Source organism: Fontibacter flavus (assembly GCF_042432905.1).
GTDB classification, from domain to species: Bacteria; Bacteroidota; Bacteroidia; order Cytophagales; family Cyclobacteriaceae; genus Fontibacter; species Fontibacter flavus.
The window spans coordinates 56,190-73,859 of record NZ_JBHLWI010000009.1 but is presented as its reverse complement, the minus strand read 5'-3'; the positions used below and the strand labels follow the sequence as shown (position 1 = coordinate 73,859).

At 39.5% G+C, this 17,670-nt stretch carries 16 protein-coding genes; 13 read left to right on the top strand and 3 right to left on the bottom strand.

Features of this window, described 5'->3' with window-relative positions; genetic code table 11:
• Positions 1 to 15 precede the first annotated feature (15 nt).
• The gene (locus ACFFIP_RS04900) at positions 16 to 495 is read left to right on the top strand and encodes a PaaI family thioesterase (RefSeq protein WP_382386455.1); all 480 of its coding nucleotides are present in this window, start codon (positions 16 to 18) and stop codon (positions 493 to 495) included.
• A 376-nt stretch (positions 496 to 871) separates the two neighbouring features.
• On the opposite strand, the gene ACFFIP_RS04895 is transcribed toward ACFFIP_RS04900, so the two are convergent.
• Positions 872 to 1,678, bottom strand: coding sequence for a hypothetical protein (locus ACFFIP_RS04895; RefSeq protein WP_382386454.1), 807 nt, complete (start codon positions 1,676 to 1,678; stop codon positions 872 to 874).
• A gap of 250 nt (positions 1,679 to 1,928) precedes the next feature.
• Here ACFFIP_RS04895 and ACFFIP_RS04890 point away from each other — a divergent pair, with 250 nt between their 5' ends.
• Entirely contained in the window at positions 1,929 to 2,822 is an 894-nt protein-coding gene (locus ACFFIP_RS04890) for a glutamate--tRNA ligase family protein (protein WP_382386453.1), read from the top strand.
• 151 nt (positions 2,823 to 2,973) lie between these two features.
• On the opposite strand, the gene ACFFIP_RS04885 is transcribed toward ACFFIP_RS04890, so the two are convergent.
• Entirely contained in the window at positions 2,974 to 4,458 is a 1,485-nt protein-coding gene (locus tag ACFFIP_RS04885; protein WP_382386452.1) for a S10 family peptidase, read from the bottom strand.
• A 238-nt stretch (positions 4,459 to 4,696) separates the two neighbouring features.
• On the opposite strand from ACFFIP_RS04885, the gene ACFFIP_RS04880 reads away from it, so the two are divergent.
• Positions 4,697 to 7,180 (top strand): S9 family peptidase, encoded by a 2,484-nt coding sequence (locus ACFFIP_RS04880; protein WP_382386451.1) that lies wholly within the window; start codon positions 4,697 to 4,699, stop codon positions 7,178 to 7,180.
• Between the two features lie 43 nt (positions 7,181 to 7,223).
• Here the strand turns inward: ACFFIP_RS04880 and ACFFIP_RS04875 are convergent, their stop codons facing one another.
• Positions 7,224 to 8,240, bottom strand: coding sequence for a COX15/CtaA family protein (locus tag ACFFIP_RS04875; RefSeq protein ID WP_382386450.1), 1,017 nt, complete (start codon positions 8,238 to 8,240; stop codon positions 7,224 to 7,226).
• Positions 8,241 to 8,428: 188 nt separating this feature from the next.
• Here ACFFIP_RS04875 and moaA point away from each other — a divergent pair, with 188 nt between their 5' ends.
• The 10 genes from moaA (at position 8,429) to ACFFIP_RS04825 (ending at position 17,653) form a co-directional block, all read left to right on the top strand.
• A complete protein-coding gene (gene moaA / locus ACFFIP_RS04870) occupies positions 8,429 to 9,409 on the top strand; it encodes a GTP 3',8-cyclase MoaA (protein WP_382386449.1) in 981 nt (326 codons plus the stop codon).
• Positions 9,410 to 9,419: 10 nt separating this feature from the next.
• Entirely contained in the window at positions 9,420 to 10,601 is a 1,182-nt protein-coding gene (locus tag ACFFIP_RS04865) for a molybdopterin molybdotransferase MoeA (RefSeq protein WP_382386448.1), read from the top strand.
• Positions 10,602 to 10,608: 7 nt separating this feature from the next.
• Positions 10,609 to 11,346: a sulfite exporter TauE/SafE family protein gene (locus tag ACFFIP_RS04860; RefSeq protein ID WP_382386447.1), complete on the top strand. Its 738-nt coding sequence runs from the start codon at positions 10,609 to 10,611 to the stop codon at positions 11,344 to 11,346.
• Positions 11,347 to 11,538: 192 nt separating this feature from the next.
• Positions 11,539 to 11,787 carry a MoaD/ThiS family protein gene (locus ACFFIP_RS04855; RefSeq protein ID WP_382386446.1) on the top strand — a complete coding sequence of 83 codons (249 nt, stop codon included), beginning with the start codon at positions 11,539 to 11,541 and terminating at the stop codon, positions 11,785 to 11,787.
• Between the two features lies 1 nt (position 11,788).
• Complete coding sequence (locus ACFFIP_RS04850) at positions 11,789 to 12,874, top strand: ThiF family adenylyltransferase (protein ID WP_382386445.1); 1,086 nt, start codon at positions 11,789 to 11,791, stop codon at positions 12,872 to 12,874.
• A gap of 9 nt (positions 12,875 to 12,883) precedes the next feature.
• The gene (locus ACFFIP_RS04845; protein WP_382386444.1) at positions 12,884 to 13,330 is read left to right on the top strand and encodes a molybdenum cofactor biosynthesis protein MoaE; all 447 of its coding nucleotides are present in this window, start codon (positions 12,884 to 12,886) and stop codon (positions 13,328 to 13,330) included.
• A 111-nt stretch (positions 13,331 to 13,441) separates the two neighbouring features.
• On the top strand, positions 13,442 to 14,353 hold the full coding sequence (gene moaCB / locus ACFFIP_RS04840; protein ID WP_382386443.1) for a bifunctional molybdenum cofactor biosynthesis protein MoaC/MoaB: 912 nt from the start codon (positions 13,442 to 13,444) through the stop codon (positions 14,351 to 14,353).
• Between the two features lie 252 nt (positions 14,354 to 14,605).
• Positions 14,606 to 15,037 (top strand): RrF2 family transcriptional regulator, encoded by a 432-nt coding sequence (locus ACFFIP_RS04835; protein WP_382386442.1) that lies wholly within the window; start codon positions 14,606 to 14,608, stop codon positions 15,035 to 15,037.
• 62 nt (positions 15,038 to 15,099) lie between these two features.
• Positions 15,100 to 15,819, top strand: a complete 720-nt coding sequence (ric, locus tag ACFFIP_RS04830; RefSeq protein ID WP_382386441.1) for an iron-sulfur cluster repair di-iron protein — start codon at positions 15,100 to 15,102, stop codon at positions 15,817 to 15,819.
• A gap of 4 nt (positions 15,820 to 15,823) precedes the next feature.
• Positions 15,824 to 17,653 carry a c-type cytochrome gene (locus ACFFIP_RS04825; RefSeq protein WP_382386440.1) on the top strand — a complete coding sequence of 610 codons (1,830 nt, stop codon included), beginning with the start codon at positions 15,824 to 15,826 and terminating at the stop codon, positions 17,651 to 17,653.
• The last annotated feature ends 17 nt before the right edge of the window (positions 17,654 to 17,670 follow it).

Below are 17,670 nucleotides of genomic sequence, written 5' to 3'. Positions count from 1 at the left end.
AACCAACGTCCAGATATGAACCCTCAGGCAAAACAGTATTTGAAGAGAATGACCAATCCTTTTATTTTTTGGTGGGCAATGTTTTTCAAACTCCCATCTGCAATTTTTTGGAAGCTGAAAATCAAGAGTCTTTCCTTGGAGAAATGTGAAGTGACGATTCCGTTTTTCTGGAGGAGCCAGAATCCGTTCAAATCCATCTATTTTGCAGCAATGGCAGGAGCCGCCGAATTGAGTACTGGTGCCCTCTGCCAATTATCCATGGCCGGAAAAGGTAAATTCAGCATGCTGGTAGTGGACTTCAAAGCAGAATACCACAAGAAAGCCAATCAAAAAATCACCTTCACCTGTAATCAAGGAAAAGAGTTGAATGAATTGATCGATAAATTGCAGCCCAATGATACTGGTACACTAACAATGGTATCCACTGGCACCAGCCCTCAAGGTGAGGTCGTTGCACGATTCTTTGTGACCTGGTCATTCAAAAGAAAAGCCTAAACTATGTTTCAGACTTTTGTTTTATTATCAAATACTAAAGGATAAATTTTTCTTTATCATTACATAAAATCATTTAATAGCGGTACAGGTCCAAATACACAACATTTCAGGATTATCTTTGGTATAAGTACTTAAAGCTATTTCCATAGATGATGGGGACAACAACATTAAGACCTGGTTCCTGATAAAACTTGTATACCAAGATTCCGGGTTTGGGCAACTTCAGAAAAAACCAGGCACTAATTTACATGAGGATTTAATTAAGAAAATTTTTAACGCTTTACACCCCTTTTGTTAGTTTGCCTTTTGTTTAGGTTGAAAGCCATCCGATGTTCGGATGGCTTTACTTTTTACTACTCACCCGAAACTTTGAAGATTAAAGAGGAGAATTGGACTTCCTTTTTCTAAAGTCAGTAGAGGCCCCGGGAATTTCCTGATAGCTATCCTCTTTCCTGAACCTTGTTCTTTGCTCCAAAAAATCATTCAGCATTTTTTCAACCTGTTCCCAGTTCATATCCACAAACTGATGATCAATATTCCTGATGTTGAACTCGATGATCAGGTCATCCAAATCCCTATCAGAAAGGTTGTACTCCTGCTTCAATGCCTGCATCACGGAATCAGATTGAATTAAGTTCAAATAATCTTGTTGACGGGAAAGAAAAGCAAGCTTTCTGGCATATTGTCTTTTTTGTCTTTCAGATCTCATGAAATAGGAAATAGGACTATCAATCGTAAACCCAGGCATCATACCATTCTGCTCCGAAGTGCCGGCATACACCTTCCCTGGTCCGGCAGGACGATCACTGAGTGAGCGCATATTGGAAAGATTCCCGGGATTAAATGGAATCGTAATCCTTTCTCCATACAAGTCAAAGCGAGGTAAGGTCCTGGCATCTAAATAAATCTCAGTTAGGATATGCCTTTCCTCGCCTATCACAATTTTTCGGGGAATATAGTAGGATCTGGAAATCAAGAGGCTATCACCTTTTATGCCTTTTACCCGAAAATAGCCCCTTTCATTGGTCAGACTGCTGTCCCGATTTTGGAGGTTGATGACCCAAACTTTATCCAAAAAATTCCTGTCCAGACCATCTATGATGTTACCGGTTATCGCCTGTCCATAAGTTTGGATCGGACTAAAGGCAAACAAAAATAAACTCAGCAGGAGGAATCTTTTCACTTTTCGAAATTACATCTCCTTATGTTGGAATTGAAATAGCAGGAGTTAAAAATTATTAAAGGCTACTGAAATCTATTTGAGTATCAATATTTCTAATCGAATAGGTAATACTATGGTATAAGTTTCTCTTAATTTTCCAGAAAAGACATAAAAAAACCATTGTGCTTTGCTGAAAACTAAACCGACTTGAAATTCGACAAATTAGTTACTCGAATAAAAGAGATTATCACTATTTTACATTCATAATTTTATGGAAAACAAAGACCCCTTAGAAAAATTCCGGCTGACACGATTTGCCCCTACACCCAGTGGATATTTGCATTTGGGGAACATTTATTCATTTATCATCACCTATCATCTGGCCCTGAAGCATCAGGCAAAAATCCTACTTCGGATTGACGATATGGACAGAGAAAGGGTAAAGAAAAAGTTTATCCATGATATTTTTGACACCTTGGATTTCTTGGAAATACCCTATCACCAAGGTCCTAAAAATCATAAAGATTTTAAAAGTCAATATTCTCAAAGGCAAAGAATTGACCTGTATAGGTCAGCATTAGAAAGATTAAAGGAAAAACAGGTTTTGTTTGCCTGTGATTGCAGCCGTAAAAAAGTTGAAAAAATGGACCCCAATGGTTTTTATACTGGATTTTGTAGAAATAGGCACTTGGATTTCAAAACCAAAGATGTGGCATGGAGAATGAAGGTAGACCGACACCATGATGTTTCCTATCAAAACCTTTATGAAGGTACCACAATCGGGAAAATCCCTGGTATTTTGGCTGATTTTATCGTTAAAAGAAAAGACGGATTACCTGCCTATCAACTAACATCTGTAGTAGACGACATTCATTTTGGAGTTGACTTGGTCATCCGAGGTAAAGATTTAGCCGGATCTACTCTTGCTCAGGTGTATTTAGCTGACCATTTAGACAAAAATTCATTTTCTAAAAACACCTTTCACCACCATCCTCTTATACAAGGTCCAGATCAACAAAAATTATCAAAATCATCTGGAGCAACATCCATACAGTTTTTGAGAAAATCAGGTAAAAAGAAAGAAAATATTTTCGAAATGATCGGGAAATGGATGGGATCCCCAATTCCCATCCGTTCTTTAGATGAGTTTTCCAAATTAGTTTAAGCCATTCATTAATGTCGAATTAATTCTTTTAAGAGTACTCCAATCAATTCTTTTACATTACACTTAAAAAAAGCCCTTAGTGCAAGTCTTTTTTGCTCTAAGGGCTTTTTAACTATTTGATCCTTTTAGAAATCAAATTTTCAATAATTGATTACCAATATTTAGCTGGCTTATCTTTAGCCGGAATAGTGTTTAGGATAAATTGTCTGACATCTTCATTGGCATTGGCCAAATCTTCCGCTCTCAAGTACATCATGTGACCGCTTCTGTAACCTTTGAAGGTCATTCTGTCCTGTAGTTTTCCTGAAGGGTCCATTTGCCACAGATTATATTTAGCATTGAAATAATCCGTTCCTCCGTCAAAATAACCAGATTGGTTCATAACATGAAGATATGGATTTTGAAGCATCGCTTGGGCAAGCTGGTTTCCAGTATTGTCATTTCCTCTATCCCATGGATGAACAGGTCCGAATAAGTAGTAGGTAAGGTCTGTATTATACTTAAGAATATTTTTAGCATAATAATTCATCGCAGGGGAGAAAGCGTGGTTCCATGCAGTCAAAGCAGGGTCATAATCATATCTTTCACCTGCATCTGTCTGGTCAATACCTCTGTATCGGCTATCCAATCTACCAACTGTCAAACCCTTGTCTCTCATTAACTCTTTCCAGTAGAAGCTGGTTGGAACAGCCAAAGCGTGCTGAAGAAACACTTCTTCTTTGATACCGGAATAATATGACATTTTCTTGGCGATGGCTTTTCTTTCTGCTGGATCTAAAGAACCACCTTTTGCGATCGCAGGGAGCACCACATCCAAAGTGTATTTTTCAACTTCTGGAAGGATTTGGTCTAAATCTTTGGCCTGAAGGTCAGCAGGAAGCACTTTATGATACCAAGAAGTCGCAGCATAATATGGTAGGTAGTTAGCTTTTGCCACAGGGCCACTTCTATCCAATCCCAAACCTGTTGGAGACACCAAAATCACACCATTGAAGTACATCCAATGGGCATTTTGAAGTTCGTGAACCAATCCAGAAACCCTGGTAGTACCATAACTTTCTCCGATCAGATACTTTGGAGACTGCCATCTGTTCTGTCTTGTTACAAAGGTTTTTACCCAATCAGCCAAGTATTTGATATCAGCATTGATACCAAAGAAAGTAGATCTTGGGGTTTCTTTGTCAACAATTCTGGAATAGCCGGTATTTACCGGATCTATGTAAATGATATCAGCCACGTCCAGGATAGAGTGTGGATTCTGCTTTACGCCATAAGGTTGTAAAGGGTATCCCTCATCATCAATATTCAGGACATATGGACCAGTGTAAGCCAAATGCATCCACAATGAACCGGATCCAGGACCTCCATTAAAAGAGAAAACCAATGGCCTTGTAGACTTATCGGTTACATCAGTTCTTTCATAGTATGTGTAAAATAAAGAGGCGATGGGCTTACCATCTTCATTCCAAACAGGCATGGTTCCAGCAGTAGCCTTATAAGGAACTCGCTTTCCTTTGATATTGGCCTCTCCATTGGTCACAGTTGAAGATTCAATTTTGACTTCTCTGATTTCCTGCGCCTGAGCCCATATAACCGTAAGGGCCATAAAGAGCAAGGTAAGTAGGTGTTTTTTCATAGTGATTTTAAGTTTAATTCATGTCTAATTTACATCTTCTATTCTTTGTAAAGCGAGTAATTATGTAAGGGTAAATGAAGTCATGATAAATGGACTATATGGTATTCATAGAAAAATTTCCCAAAAAAATGACAAAACCAAAACCATCCTACAACACTTAATTTAGCTTAATATTCCATAAGCGGTTCCCTAAAAAAGAGCCTTTGTTATAGATTCGTGGGTTTAAAATAATTTTAATATGAGGAAAGTTTACTTATACACATTGCTTTTCTTTTGGGTGGGATCTTCCTTTGCGCAGGAAGCTCATACCAAAGGAAATTATGAACTGGCTGCCCGGTTCTCCCCAGAAAAGCTCAAAAAAATGATATTTACTACGGATGTAGATGCTCATTGGCTTAAAAAATCAGATCGATTTTGGTATGAATATGAAACCACCGAAGGTAAAAACTGGTACATAGTGAATCCTGCTACCAGGACCAAAACCAAGCTTTTTGACAATGATAGGTTGGCGGCAGAAATCACCAAAATCGTGAAAGATCCCTTTGATGGCCAACATTTGGATATCAGTAACCTGAAGTTTTTGGAAGACGAAAACACGATTCAGTTCAAAATCAAAAGTACGCAAGAGGTCGTAAAAAAAGACTGGGAAGAAATCAAAGCCAAAAACAGAAATGCCAAAGATTCCCTGGAAAAGAAAACCTTTGTGTTCAGTTTTAACATCAATAGCCAAACACTAACCGAGATCACCGATCCTGAGGAAGAGGCCAAAAGACTTTCTTGGGCCAATATTTCACCTGATTCATCCAAGATCGTATTCTCCAAAAATGAAAACCTTTTTTGGATGGACAAAGCAAATTTTTTGAAAGCAGTGAAGGATGAGAAAGATAGCACAATAGTTGAACACCAATTGACAACAGATGGTGAGAAAGATTATAGCTATGGTGGCTGGGGAAGAGGTGAAGACAATGAAGAAGAGGAAAAAAACAAGAATAACCGCAAACGGGCAGGAGTACTTTGGTCTGCGGATTCTAAACAGTTTATCCTCAGCAGATCTGATTCGAGAAAAGTCAAAGACCTATGGGTAATCCACAATACCCGTAATCCAAGACCAACCTTGGAGACTTACAAATATGCCATGCCGGGTGAAAAAGAGCAGCCGACAGCTGAGCTGTATCACTATTCTTTCGCATCTGAAAAAATGAGCAAACTAGATGTCTCTACCTTCAAAGACCAAACCATAGGCCTATGGTCTGAGAGTATTGCCGCATCCAATAGGGATGATGATTTCAAACCTGTACTTTGGTTAGGGAATAATGATTTCTTTTATTTCTCCATTACTTCAAGAGATCTAAAGCGCATAGATATTTGCAGATGGAACATCAAGGAAGGTAAGAAAGAGGTCATCATCGAAGAAAGAAGCAATACCTACATCGATATCCAAAAACCAGAAATCATCAACAATGGAACAGCGTTGATCCATTGGTCTGAGAGAGATGGATGGGGTCATTATTACCTTTATGATACCCAAGGCAACCTGAAAAGGCAATTGACATCAGGACCTTTCCATTCAGAAAGTATCGTAAGAGTAGATGAAAAAAACAATTTCCTCTACTTCACCGCAAATGGCAGAGAAAAAGGTGAAGATCCTTACTATGAACACCTTTATAAAGTAAATCTCAGCGGTGGAGCCATCACGCTGCTTAATCCAGGTGATTTCAATCATGGCACATCCATGAATGATAAGGCAACCTATTTCGTCAACAATTACAGTAGGGTAAACACTGTTCCTGCTTCTGCATTATATGACAATACAGGAAGGAAGATCATGGATCTGGAAACAGCTGATCTGAGCTCCTTATTTGCTGCCGGCTACAAATTTCCTGAACCTTACAAAGTGAAGGCTGATGATGGTATCACCGATCTTTATGGTGTCATGTACAAGCCTTTTGATTTTGACAGTACGAAGAAATATCCCATCATTGAATATGTCTATCCTGGACCACAAACCGAAGCTGTCAACAAAGCATTCGGAAGAGGAATGGACAGAATTGACCGTTTGGCCCAATTTGGATTTGTAGTGGTGACCATCGGTAACCGCGGCGGTCACCCTTCAAGGTCAAAGTGGTATCACAACTATGGATATGGCAATTTAAGAGATTATGGTCTTGCTGATAAAAAAGCTGCTGTAGAACAATTGGCGGACAGACATTCCTTTATTGACAAATCAAGAGTAGGCATACATGGCCACTCTGGTGGTGGATTCATGTCCACAGCGGCCATGTTGGTCTATCCTGATTTCTTCAAAGTAGCTGTTTCTTCTGCCGGTAACCATGAAAACAACATCTACAACAGATGGTGGTCTGAGAAGCATCATGGGGTAAAAGAAGTCATTAATCCTAAAGGAGACACTACTTTCATCTATCAGGTGGAAAAGAACCCTGATTTAGCCAAAAACCTGAAGGGAAGACTGCTTTTGGTCACCGGTGATGTAGATAACAATGTACACCCGGCCAATACTATCAGAATGGCCAATGCGCTGATCAAAGCCAACAAACGATTTGATTTCATCATCCTACCAAGTCAAAGACATGGTTTTGGGGATATGACAGAATATTTCTTCTGGAGAATGGGTGATTACTTCGTTCAACACTTATTGGGTGACAACACCCCTCCACCTGTTGACATGATGGAAATCCAAAGGGAAAAACCTTTGGTCAAATAACCATAAAAAAGCCGTCCGAAAATGGTCGGCTTTTTTATTTCCCTTAACCGGTTGCACTGGATTTTCGCAGGATGTTTACAACGGCTAAAAGCAAAAAGGCAGCCATTAATTGGTGTAGGACTCCCAAACTGACGGGCACTGCCCATAGCAGCGTGAAGACACCCAGTAAAAACTGAAAACTGACCAAAACAAGTAGCCAATTGGCTGAAGATAACAAAACCTGATGGTGCTTCTTTACAATCCACCAGGTATACAGGACCATTCCCAAAACCAGATAAGCGATATAACGGTGGAGCAGTTGTACCACTCCCCCGCCTTCAAAAATGGCTGCAAAACCATGGAGGTCAAAAGCATAGGAAAGCTCAGAAGGAATCCATTCCCTTCCCATTTTTGGAAAGGTGTTGTACATTTTTCCTGCTTTTAAACCTGCTACAAACGCACCATACACTATCTGAATACCCAACACAAATAATATGGTAATGCTCCAATTGCGGACCTTTGGTACAAAAAACTGTTTTTGCTGTTTCCAGTCCATCGCTACCCAATAAATATAGGCCACTAAAGCCAAGGCTGTAGATAAATGTGCCGCCAACCTGTAATGACTGACGTGGGGCTTATCCACCAAACCGCTTTTCACCATATACCAACCCAAGACACCTTGAAATAGCCCCCCAAAAAATATGATGATCACTTTCCTCTTCATGCTTGCGGAAAAAACTCCCTTTATCCAGAAAAATACTGCAGGAAATAGGAAAACGAGTCCGATCAACCTGCCGATAAGACGGTGTAAATATTCCCAGAAATAAATTTTTTTGAAATCGTCCAGTTCGAAGTGACTATTGTAATGCTGGTATTCAGGTGAGGCTTTATATGCTTCAAATTCCAAAAACCATTCCGCTTCATTCAAGGGAGGAATGGTACCAATGATAGGTTCCCACCGCACCATGGAAAGCCCGGATTGGGTCAATCTTGTAATCCCGCCTATCACTACCATCAAAAGGACCATTACAGCACCGGCCATCAACCAATAATCAACTGCTTTCTGATATCGATTATGCATACAATCTTTATTTTGATGCCAAAAATGAGACTTTATTCCATGATAAATACTGATAAATATCAGGATATTGACGACTTAATGAAGCTAAATCTTAACATTATTTAAAAAGTAAATAAACTATTCTCTGATGCAGATTATTGATTTCACTAGGGTTTTCCGATATTAGAGGCTGATAAAATAAAAACTGCATGCTGATTGACCAACACCAACGAATTCATAACTATCTCAGGATTTCCTTGACGGACAGTTGCAATTTCCGTTGTGCCTATTGCATGCCCAATGAACAGATAGAATGCCTACCCAACTCCCATTTGATGTCTACAGATGAAATCGAGAAAATCGCCCGGACTTTTGTGGATTTAGGAGTGAAAAAAATCCGACTTACAGGCGGTGAACCTTTGGTCAGAAAAGAGTTTCCTGAAATCGCCAGGAGATTGGCAAAAATGCCTGTTGAGCTTACTATGACCACCAATGGCGTGTTGGTACATAAATACATTGAACTCTTCAAAGAAGTCGGCATCAAAACCCTAAATGTGAGTTTGGATTCCCTGAACAGAGAAACCTTTTTTAAACTGACCAAGAGGGACCAATTCCAACAGGTTTGGGATAATATCCTTTTATTGCTGGATAATGGCTTCAGGATCAAAATCAATGCTGTCGCTCTTAATGGCATAGTGGAGCATGAAATCGGTGATTTTATCAGGATAACCAAAGACCTGCCCTTACATGTGAGGTTTATAGAATTCATGCCTTTTTCAGGCAACCACTGGAAAAGTGACAAAGTCATCACTGCCAAACAAATGTTGGAAATGGTGGGGCAGGAATTCGAAGTGGAAAAACTGCAGGACGAACCCCATGCCACCGCGAAAAAATATAAGGCCATTGGCCATCGGGGAACCTTTGCATTTATTACTACCATGAGTGAACATTTTTGTGGTGACTGTAACCGGCTTCGCCTTACTGCTGACGGTAAGATGAAAAATTGCCTTTTTGGAAAAGAAGAAATAGATCTTTTGGGCAGCTTAAGAAAAGGTGAAGACATACTGCCGCTCATTCATGTATCTGTCAAAAGAAAGCATGCCATTCTTGGAGGGCAATTCACACCCAATTACCAAAAAACAGAAGCCGAAAAGATTGAAAACAGGAGCATGATCAAAATCGGCGGATAAATTCAGCATTATGATTTCAGTTGAGGAAGCAAAGAATTTATTAAATCAACATCAATTATCAGGTAAAACAGGAACGGTTGCATTGGATGAGTCCTTGGGCTTATTTCTATCAGCAGATATCCAATCTCCTATAGATATTCCATTTTTTGACAATTCGGCCATGGACGGCTATGCTATCCGTTGGCAGGACGGGCAATCAAGTAGAAAATTAAGGGCTGAAACAAAAATCCGTGCAGGCGAGATAGGAAACTTTACATTAGGTGAAGATGAAGCTATCCGTATTTTCACTGGTGCGCCAATACCAAATGGGGCGGATACGGTTATTCAGCAAGAACTGGTAAGTATAGAAGGTAATCTGTTCAACTTTGATATTGAAAATTTTTCAAAAGGTGCCAATGTCCGAAAGAAAGGTGCTCAAAATACCACAGGAACGCTTATTGCAAAAAAAGGCTCTGAAATTACTCCGGGAATGATCGGCCTTTTAGCTTCTGTAGGTCTGGATCAAGTACCGGTTTATTTGCCTCCAACAGTTGGCATTATCCTTACCGGTGACGAATTGATGGAAGTAGGTGAACCACTGTCTTTTGGCAAAGTCTACGATTCCAATGGACATGTTCTCAAAACTTATTTGCAAAAACTTGGGGTCAAAGCCATAGAAATAGCCAAATCCATCGATGACCCGGACCTTTTACAATCTCAAATCAATGATTTTATCCAGCGCTATGATGTTCTGATCATTTCAGGTGGTATCTCTGTTGGGGAATTTGATTTTGTTAAAAAGGGATTAGAAAACGCAAGTGTCAAAGAACTGTTCTACAAAATCAAGCAAAAGCCTGGAAAACCACTTTATGTCGGTTTTAGAGATCATCAATGGATATTTGCCCTTCCTGGAAATCCTGCCTCTACACTCACCTGCTTCAATCAATATGTCAAACCTTGCTTGGAATCTTGGATGGGAAAATCAAATACCTGGCAACCTACAGGTTTATTACCTTTGAAAGAGGATTATAGAAAAAAACAGGGTTTAACTTTTTTTCTGAAAGCCAAAGAGCAAAACGGTTCAATAGAAATCCTTTCAGGACAGGAATCATTCAATCTGATTTCTTATGGCGTTGCAAACTGCATCTTAGAAATACCCGAAGACATAGAATTCCTCCCAAAAGGCAGCATGGTCAAATTCTATAAATGGTAAGGTTTAGATGGAGTTAAATGAATTGATACTTTACCTGGTTCTACCGACCGTAGCCTTTCTATATGCTTCGGTAGGGCATGGAGGAGCCAGTTCCTACCTGATGGTATTAGCTTTACTCAATTTTGCTCCTGAGCAAATCAGGCCGACCGCTTTGTTGATGAATATGTTTGTGTCCCTAATGGCATTTATTTCCTTCAATAAAGCCATAAAATTCCCGACCAAACTGTTTCTGGCTTTGATACTTTTTTCCATACCTGCAGCGTATTTGGGGGGGACCATTTTGGTGGATACCTCCATTTATAAAAGAATTTTGGGAATACTGTTGATCTTTCCAGTATTAAAGTTCCTGAACATTTTCCCCATCAAAGAAAGTGCTACCATAAAAGAAACACTTTGGATGGCAGCAGTTTTGGGTTTAGTAATTGGCTTTTTCTCAGGTTTGATCGGCATAGGAGGAGGTATCATCCTATCTCCTATTCTGTTGATGTTGGGCTGGACCAATGTCAAAGAAACAGCAGCAGTTTCAGCCTTATTTATCTTATTGAATTCAATCAGCGGGTTTTTGGGTGCGGGAGGACTTTCAGCTGAAATCGATAAACAGTTATGGATAGTCATGCCTTTGACCATCCTTGGCGGAGCATTAGGCGCTTATTTTGGCGCCTTAAAATTCCAGTCCAAAGTCGTCAAATATTTATTGGGGGTAGTGTTATTGATTGCCGCAGTGAAGTTAATTTGGACAGGTTGAGAGGGGAAATAGAAGAGAAATGATTAAATTAAGGCTAAATACTTACAAACGAGGTCAAAAATCGGCTCAAACATAAATCATTTGAAGGATCAAAACGTATTCATCTTATAGCTTTTCCCGCTCATAAAGTCAAATGTCTACAGATAACTGACCTCTAAGACGAATTTAATAAGAATGTATTATGCTTCAGAAATGGAAAAAATCAATCAGCAAATAAAAGTATTGGCTTTTGGAATGATAGCCGACAAAATTAAAACTCAGCAATTATTATTGGAGAACATACCCAATACAGATATCCTTTTGGGATTTCTGCACCAACAATATCCAGAACTTCAGCATATCAAATTCAGCATAGCCGTCAATAAAAAACAAGCACATGGAAACACCCCAATTCCAAGTGGTGCAGAAGTAGCCTTATTACCACCTTTCTCTGGAGGATGAAATGGACAGATTTGAAAGACAATACATATTGCCTGGTTTTGGAAAAGAAAAGCAGAAAAAGCTGAAGGATGCCAAAGTCTTGGTGATTGGCGCTGGAGGATTGGGTTGCCCTGTTCTCTTGTACCTGGCGGCGGCAGGTGTAGGCACATTAGGCATCATAGATGGTGATATAGTGAGCATCTCGAACCTCAACAGGCAAGTATTGTTTGGAGAAGGAGATGTCGGGATTAATAAAGCGGAAGCTGCTGCCCATTTTCTTAAATCCAAATATTTAGACCTGAAAATCAACTGCATACCTGAATTCCTTTCTACATCCAATGCGATTAAAGTATTGTCATCTTATGACCTTATTATAGACGGAACGGATAATTTCCCGACCAGGTACTTGGTCAATGATGCCTGCGTCCTATTGGGCAAACCTTTGATTTTTGGGGCCATTTATCAGAATGAGGGACAAGTGGCTATATTCAATGCTGACCTTCAAAAACCTATCTCCTATCGGGATGTCTTTCCTGACCCACCGAAAGCTCATGAAATTCCCAATTGCAGTGAAACTGGGGTCCTGGGTGTTTTGCCAGGAATCATAGGCGCCATGCAGGCCACAGAAGCGATCAAATACCTCACAGGTTATGATTATCCTTTAATCAACAAAATGTTGATTTATAACCTGATGCATCATCAAACCTACACCTTAGAATTAGAAAAGAATCAACAGGGTCAATTACTGATTCCAAAATCAATTACCGAATTCGAAAACATAGATTATGCACTAGCTTGCGGCGCAGCAGACAGTATTTTATGGAATGAGGCACTGGAATTATTGAAAGGAAAACCAAAAGCTGTTTTGGTGGATGTCAGGGAAAGGGATGAGTTGCCAAAATTGAAAAATTTTCCTCACCTGACCGTTCCTCTGGAAAGAATAATGGAAAATGATTCCAAACTTTTTGAGGGAGATCCCCTTATTCTGTTCTGTCAGAGTGGCATCAGAAGCCTAAAGGCCTGTAAAATGTTGAAACAGAAATTCGCAGGAAAAAACATTTATTCTGTAGTAGGTGGCATAGAGTCGCCTTCTGCCCCTATTTATTAAATTTGAAAAATGGAAAAGACAAGAACACCTAAAAACATATTTGTTCAAGGCGCTATTTCACCTGAAAAAATAGCCAAGTCAATCGCTAATCACAGTACTAAAACTGATATCGGTGGACACAGTATCTTTTTGGGCCAAGTAAGGGCCGATGGAAAAGAGGGGGGAAAGGTATATGCCATCGACTATACTGCATACGAAGAAATGGCATTGGAGAAAGCATTTGAAATCCGGGAGGCCATTTTTAAAAAATACCCACTGACCTGCATGCATATCTACCACAGTTTAGGGGAAGTTAAAACCGGGGAAATCTGCCTGTTTGTCTTCACCTCTTCCAAACACCGTAAAGCAGCCATGGATGCCTGCGAAGAACTGGTAGAACGTATTAAGAAAGAGTTACCCATCTGGGGAAAAGAGCTCATCGACAATGAGCAGTCAGTTTGGAAAGAAAATACCTAAAAAACACTTTCAAAATTTCTTCAATTTTCTCCAATGATGAATGTTGGCGATTGATATTCATTTATCCCTATTCGGTTTTTCCTGATCAATAATTTCTAACCTTACCCAAAAATGGTAGACATTACACATAAATCACCCACCTTAAGAAAAGCAATAGCCCAAGCCATAGTACAAGTAAGTTCTCAGCATACCATTGATGCTGTACTGAACAAAAAAGTACCTAAAGGTGATGTTTTTGAAATGGCCAAAGTGGCTGGACTTTTTGCAGCCAAAAGAACTTCTGACATGATTCCTGACTGTCATCCTTTGCCGATTGAATATACTGCCATCAGTTATAAAGTGGAAGGACTATCTATATTTGTGTTTGCTGAAATTCACACCATTTACAAGACAGGTGTTGAAGTGGAAGCCATGCATGCTGCATCCGTAGTGGCACTGACGATGTACGATATGCTGAAGCCGATTGATAAAGGAATCAGTATTGAGCAGATCAAATTATTGGAAAAGAGAGGGGGAAAATCGGATTTTGGCAAGCAGATCAAGGAAGGTTTACAAGCAGCTGTAATAGTTTGCTCGGACAAAATCTCAAATGGTGCAGGAGAAGATAAGGCTGGAAAAGCCATAATCGAAAAACTGAAAAAGTATCAGGTCAACATCTATGAATACAGTATCATTCCGGACGAATTTGACCAAATTCAGGATAAAGCAAAAACTTACAGCGAAAAAGGCATTGACCTGATCATTTTTACAGGAGGAACTGGACTATCCCCTAGGGATGTGACGCCTGAAGCACTAAAGCCACTTGTAGAAAGAACCATACCTGGAATTGAAGAAGCAATTAGGAACTATGGGCAACAACGCATGCCTATGGCCATGCTTTCAAGAAGTGTGGCTGGACAAATTGGACAATCACTGGTATTGGCTTTACCAGGATCTACTAGAGGTGCGGCAGAATCAATGGATGCCATTTTCCCTGCAGCTTTGCATATATTTAAGGTAATGGAAGGAAGTAGACATGAATAGAAAATCAACACTGTCTCTGTTTTGCATTTAAGATTACTATTCAATTAATAAGCCGAAGTAGCAGATAAGTTATTTCGGTTTTTTTATTCCTACTGATCCTCTGCTCTACCCTTTTTTATTTCTATACGATCTAAGTTTAATGCGGAGAAAACAATGAAAAAAAAATACTTAACTATTTTTTAAAAAAGATTATCGGATATTTTTGTCCTTTATAAAAAAGAAGATATATTTGTCCTGTAATCAAGAGGTACTATGTTTTCCAAAGCCTGCAAATATGCTATCAATGCGATGATCTACATTGCCACCCTTCCCGAAGGATTGGAAAGGGCTGGATTGAAAGATATTGCGAAGGCTATCAATTCTCCAGAAGCTTTCACTGCTAAAATATTACAGACTTTGGTCAAGGATGACTTGTTGAATTCAATAAAAGGTCCCCATGGTGGTTTTGCTTTAAATGGAAAGCCTGAAAATATATTCCTTGCACAAATCGTCCATTCCATTGATGGAGATATGTTATTCGTGGGTTGCGCATTGGGCTTTGAAAACTGTTCAGAAGACCACCCCTGCCCTGTCCATCATAAGTTTAAAGCCATCAGGGACCATCTGACAGGGATGTTACTGACCACAAGCTTGAGGGATGTCGCAGACCGTGTCAACATAGGAATTAGTTTCTTAAAGTATTGATAACAAAAAATTTAACCGATTAAAGGAGTAAAATATCCTAATATTCATTAAATTAATAGTCCATGAGCACCATCGCACAAAAAAAAGTTGGAGGAATTGTGGCTGAAAATTTCAGAACTGCCAAGGTATTTACCAATTATGGTATCGATTTCTGCTGCAAAGGAGGCATTACTTTGGAAGCAGCATGTGCAAAGAATGGTATTTCACTGGAAAGCATTACAAAAGAACTGGAAACAGAATTCAACAACCCGGAAGAAGTCCACTACTCTGAATTCAGTCTTACCCAGCTCATAGACTATATTATCAGTAACCATCATCACTATGTAGAAAACAGTATCCCTTCCTTGAAGGCATACCTACAAAAGATTGCACATGTTCATGGGGAAAGGCATCCTGAACTTCATACAATCAAAGATTTGTTTTTTGCCGCAGCTGAAGCCCTATCGGCACATCTCAAAAAAGAAGAATTAATACTCTTCCCCTATATCAAAGCCATGGATGAGGCCAACTCCAGCCACTTTCATTTATCAAAACCTCACTTTGGGCATATAGAAAACCCAATACATATGATGGAAGAAGACCATGACATGGAAGGAGAGCGATTTAGACAAATATCAAAGCTCTGCAAAAATTATATGACTCCTTCAGATGGCTGTCAAACTTACAGGGTAGCATTTGCCATGCTAAAGGAATTCGAAGAAGACCTTCATACCCACATTCATCTTGAAAACAACATCTTATTTCCAAAAGCCATTGCGCTTTATAACCAAATGAATGCATAAGAACATGGAAACAGTCCAAATACATATTGAACAACAGCAATTTAAATCAGTCAGAAATGAAGGTTTTACTTTGTCTTCAATGCGTTGGGCGGTATTCTTTTTCCTAATGGCGTCACTTTTGGGATTGTTGATGAGGTATTTTTTTGTAGGTAGTGTCTTTGAGGCTATTGAATACAAAAATATACTCCATGCACACTCACATATAGCATTACTTGGTTGGGGCTATTTGTTGGTAACCGGGATTTTGGTCTTCACTTTTGTAAAAAATCAGGAAAGGCTTAGGTTATACAAAAAGTTACTATTCGGTACAGTTCTGGCGAATATTGGCATGCTATTAAGTTTTCCCGTTCAAGGGTATGGCCTTTTTAGCATTACTTTTTCTACCATTCACCTGCTGATCAGTTATGTTTTTGCCTTTCATTTCTTAAAGGATTTAGCCAAAGCTGAGAAAAGCACCGGTACATATCTGATCAAATTTGCGCTTATCTGGATGCTGATCTCAAGTATTGGCCTATGGGCTGTTGCACCTATTGGGGCAACTTTGGGAAGATTACACCCACTTTATTTTATGAGTGTGCAGTGGTTTTTGCACTTTCAGCTGAATGGTTGGTTTGTCTATGCCTTATTGGGCATTCTAGCCTATCAATTGGAAATCAAGGGCTGGGGTATTGCGTTTTCACAAGTCAAAGCATGGATCTTACACTTCTCCTTGCTGCTCACTTATGCACTTGCTGTTTCCTGGAGTACACCTATCCGAGGTCTTTTTTTAATCAACGCAGTGGGTGTTATCCTTCAGGCCATTGCATATTATTGGATTCTCAAACCTTATGTCCAACAAGCTTTTCCAAATTTCAGCATTCCAAACAGTTGGATCAACAGGGTGATGTATTTAGGCTTATTTAGCCTTGTTTTAAAAGCAGCTATTCAAGTAGCCTTGGTAATCCCTGACGTGGCGACCATTGCCTATACCATCCGAATGTATGTTATTGGTTTTGTTCATTTGGTTATGCTTGGCGCTATAACATTTGGATTGGGGGCCTATTCCCTGAAAAACCAAGTCCTTCCGATTAGCTCCCTTTCCAAGTGGGGATGGTTTTCCTTATCCTTAGGTTTTATTCTAACAGAAATCCTGATCCTTGGACAGGGAACTTTAATATGGGCTAAAATGGGATTCCTCCCAAACTACTACCTATTTCTTTTTCTAAGCTCAATCTTTTTCCCAATCGGCTTGATCCTGATTTTGACAGACATATTTAGAAAAAACAATACCCTAAAAACAAGTGAACAAACCATTCAAATTATGAAAAATAATACCCAAATCTTAATAAACAGAAAAACTATGAAAAGTACAATGCTCATGTCATTTGGAGTAGCATTACTTCTGATGACCAGTTGTGGAGGTGGCAGTAATGAAAGCCAAGGAACATATACCCCACCAAGTGCACAGACAACAGAAAAGCAAGCTGATCCCAAAGGTGTAGGAGAAATTCGAAGCGTGGATCTGGGAGAGGGTATAGATGAAGCTATGGCCAGTAAAGGCAAAGCCATAGTGGACATGAAGTGTACAGCCTGCCATCAACTTAATGACAAAAGAGTTGTTGGACCTGGTTTCCAAGGAGTTACTTCTAGAAGAAGACCAGAGTGGATCATGAACATGATCACCAATGTAGACGTGATGCTGGATGAAGATCCGGTAGCACAGGCCCTCTTGGAAGAATGTTTGACCAGGATGCCAAACCAGAATATTTCTATAGGTGATTCCAGAGATATTTTGGAATTCCTAAGAAAGAATGACCTTGAAAAAACTGGCAGCATGGATGCTGCATTAAAATAAACAATCCAAAACCCCAA

Coding starts and splice junctions, on each gene's coding strand:
- ACFFIP_RS04900 (WP_382386455.1), top strand. CDS start 16: ATGAACCCTCAGGCAAAACAGTATTTGAAGAGAATGACCAATCCTTTT.
- ACFFIP_RS04890 (WP_382386453.1), top strand. CDS start 1,929: ATGGAAAACAAAGACCCCTTAGAAAAATTCCGGCTGACACGATTTGCC.
- ACFFIP_RS04885 (WP_382386452.1), bottom strand. CDS start 4,458: ATGAAAAAACACCTACTTACCTTGCTCTTTATGGCCCTTACGGTTATA.
- ACFFIP_RS04880 (WP_382386451.1), top strand. CDS start 4,697: ATGAGGAAAGTTTACTTATACACATTGCTTTTCTTTTGGGTGGGATCT.
- ACFFIP_RS04875 (WP_382386450.1), bottom strand. CDS start 8,240: ATGCATAATCGATATCAGAAAGCAGTTGATTATTGGTTGATGGCCGGT.
- moaA (WP_382386449.1), top strand. CDS start 8,429: ATGCTGATTGACCAACACCAACGAATTCATAACTATCTCAGGATTTCC.
- ACFFIP_RS04865 (WP_382386448.1), top strand. CDS start 9,420: ATGATTTCAGTTGAGGAAGCAAAGAATTTATTAAATCAACATCAATTA.
- ACFFIP_RS04860 (WP_382386447.1), top strand. CDS start 10,609: ATGGAGTTAAATGAATTGATACTTTACCTGGTTCTACCGACCGTAGCC.
- ACFFIP_RS04855 (WP_382386446.1), top strand. CDS start 11,539: ATGGAAAAAATCAATCAGCAAATAAAAGTATTGGCTTTTGGAATGATA.
- ACFFIP_RS04850 (WP_382386445.1), top strand. CDS start 11,789: ATGGACAGATTTGAAAGACAATACATATTGCCTGGTTTTGGAAAAGAA.
- ACFFIP_RS04845 (WP_382386444.1), top strand. CDS start 12,884: ATGGAAAAGACAAGAACACCTAAAAACATATTTGTTCAAGGCGCTATT.
- moaCB (WP_382386443.1), top strand. CDS start 13,442: ATGGTAGACATTACACATAAATCACCCACCTTAAGAAAAGCAATAGCC.
- ACFFIP_RS04835 (WP_382386442.1), top strand. CDS start 14,606: ATGTTTTCCAAAGCCTGCAAATATGCTATCAATGCGATGATCTACATT.
- ric (WP_382386441.1), top strand. CDS start 15,100: ATGAGCACCATCGCACAAAAAAAAGTTGGAGGAATTGTGGCTGAAAAT.
- ACFFIP_RS04825 (WP_382386440.1), top strand. CDS start 15,824: ATGGAAACAGTCCAAATACATATTGAACAACAGCAATTTAAATCAGTC.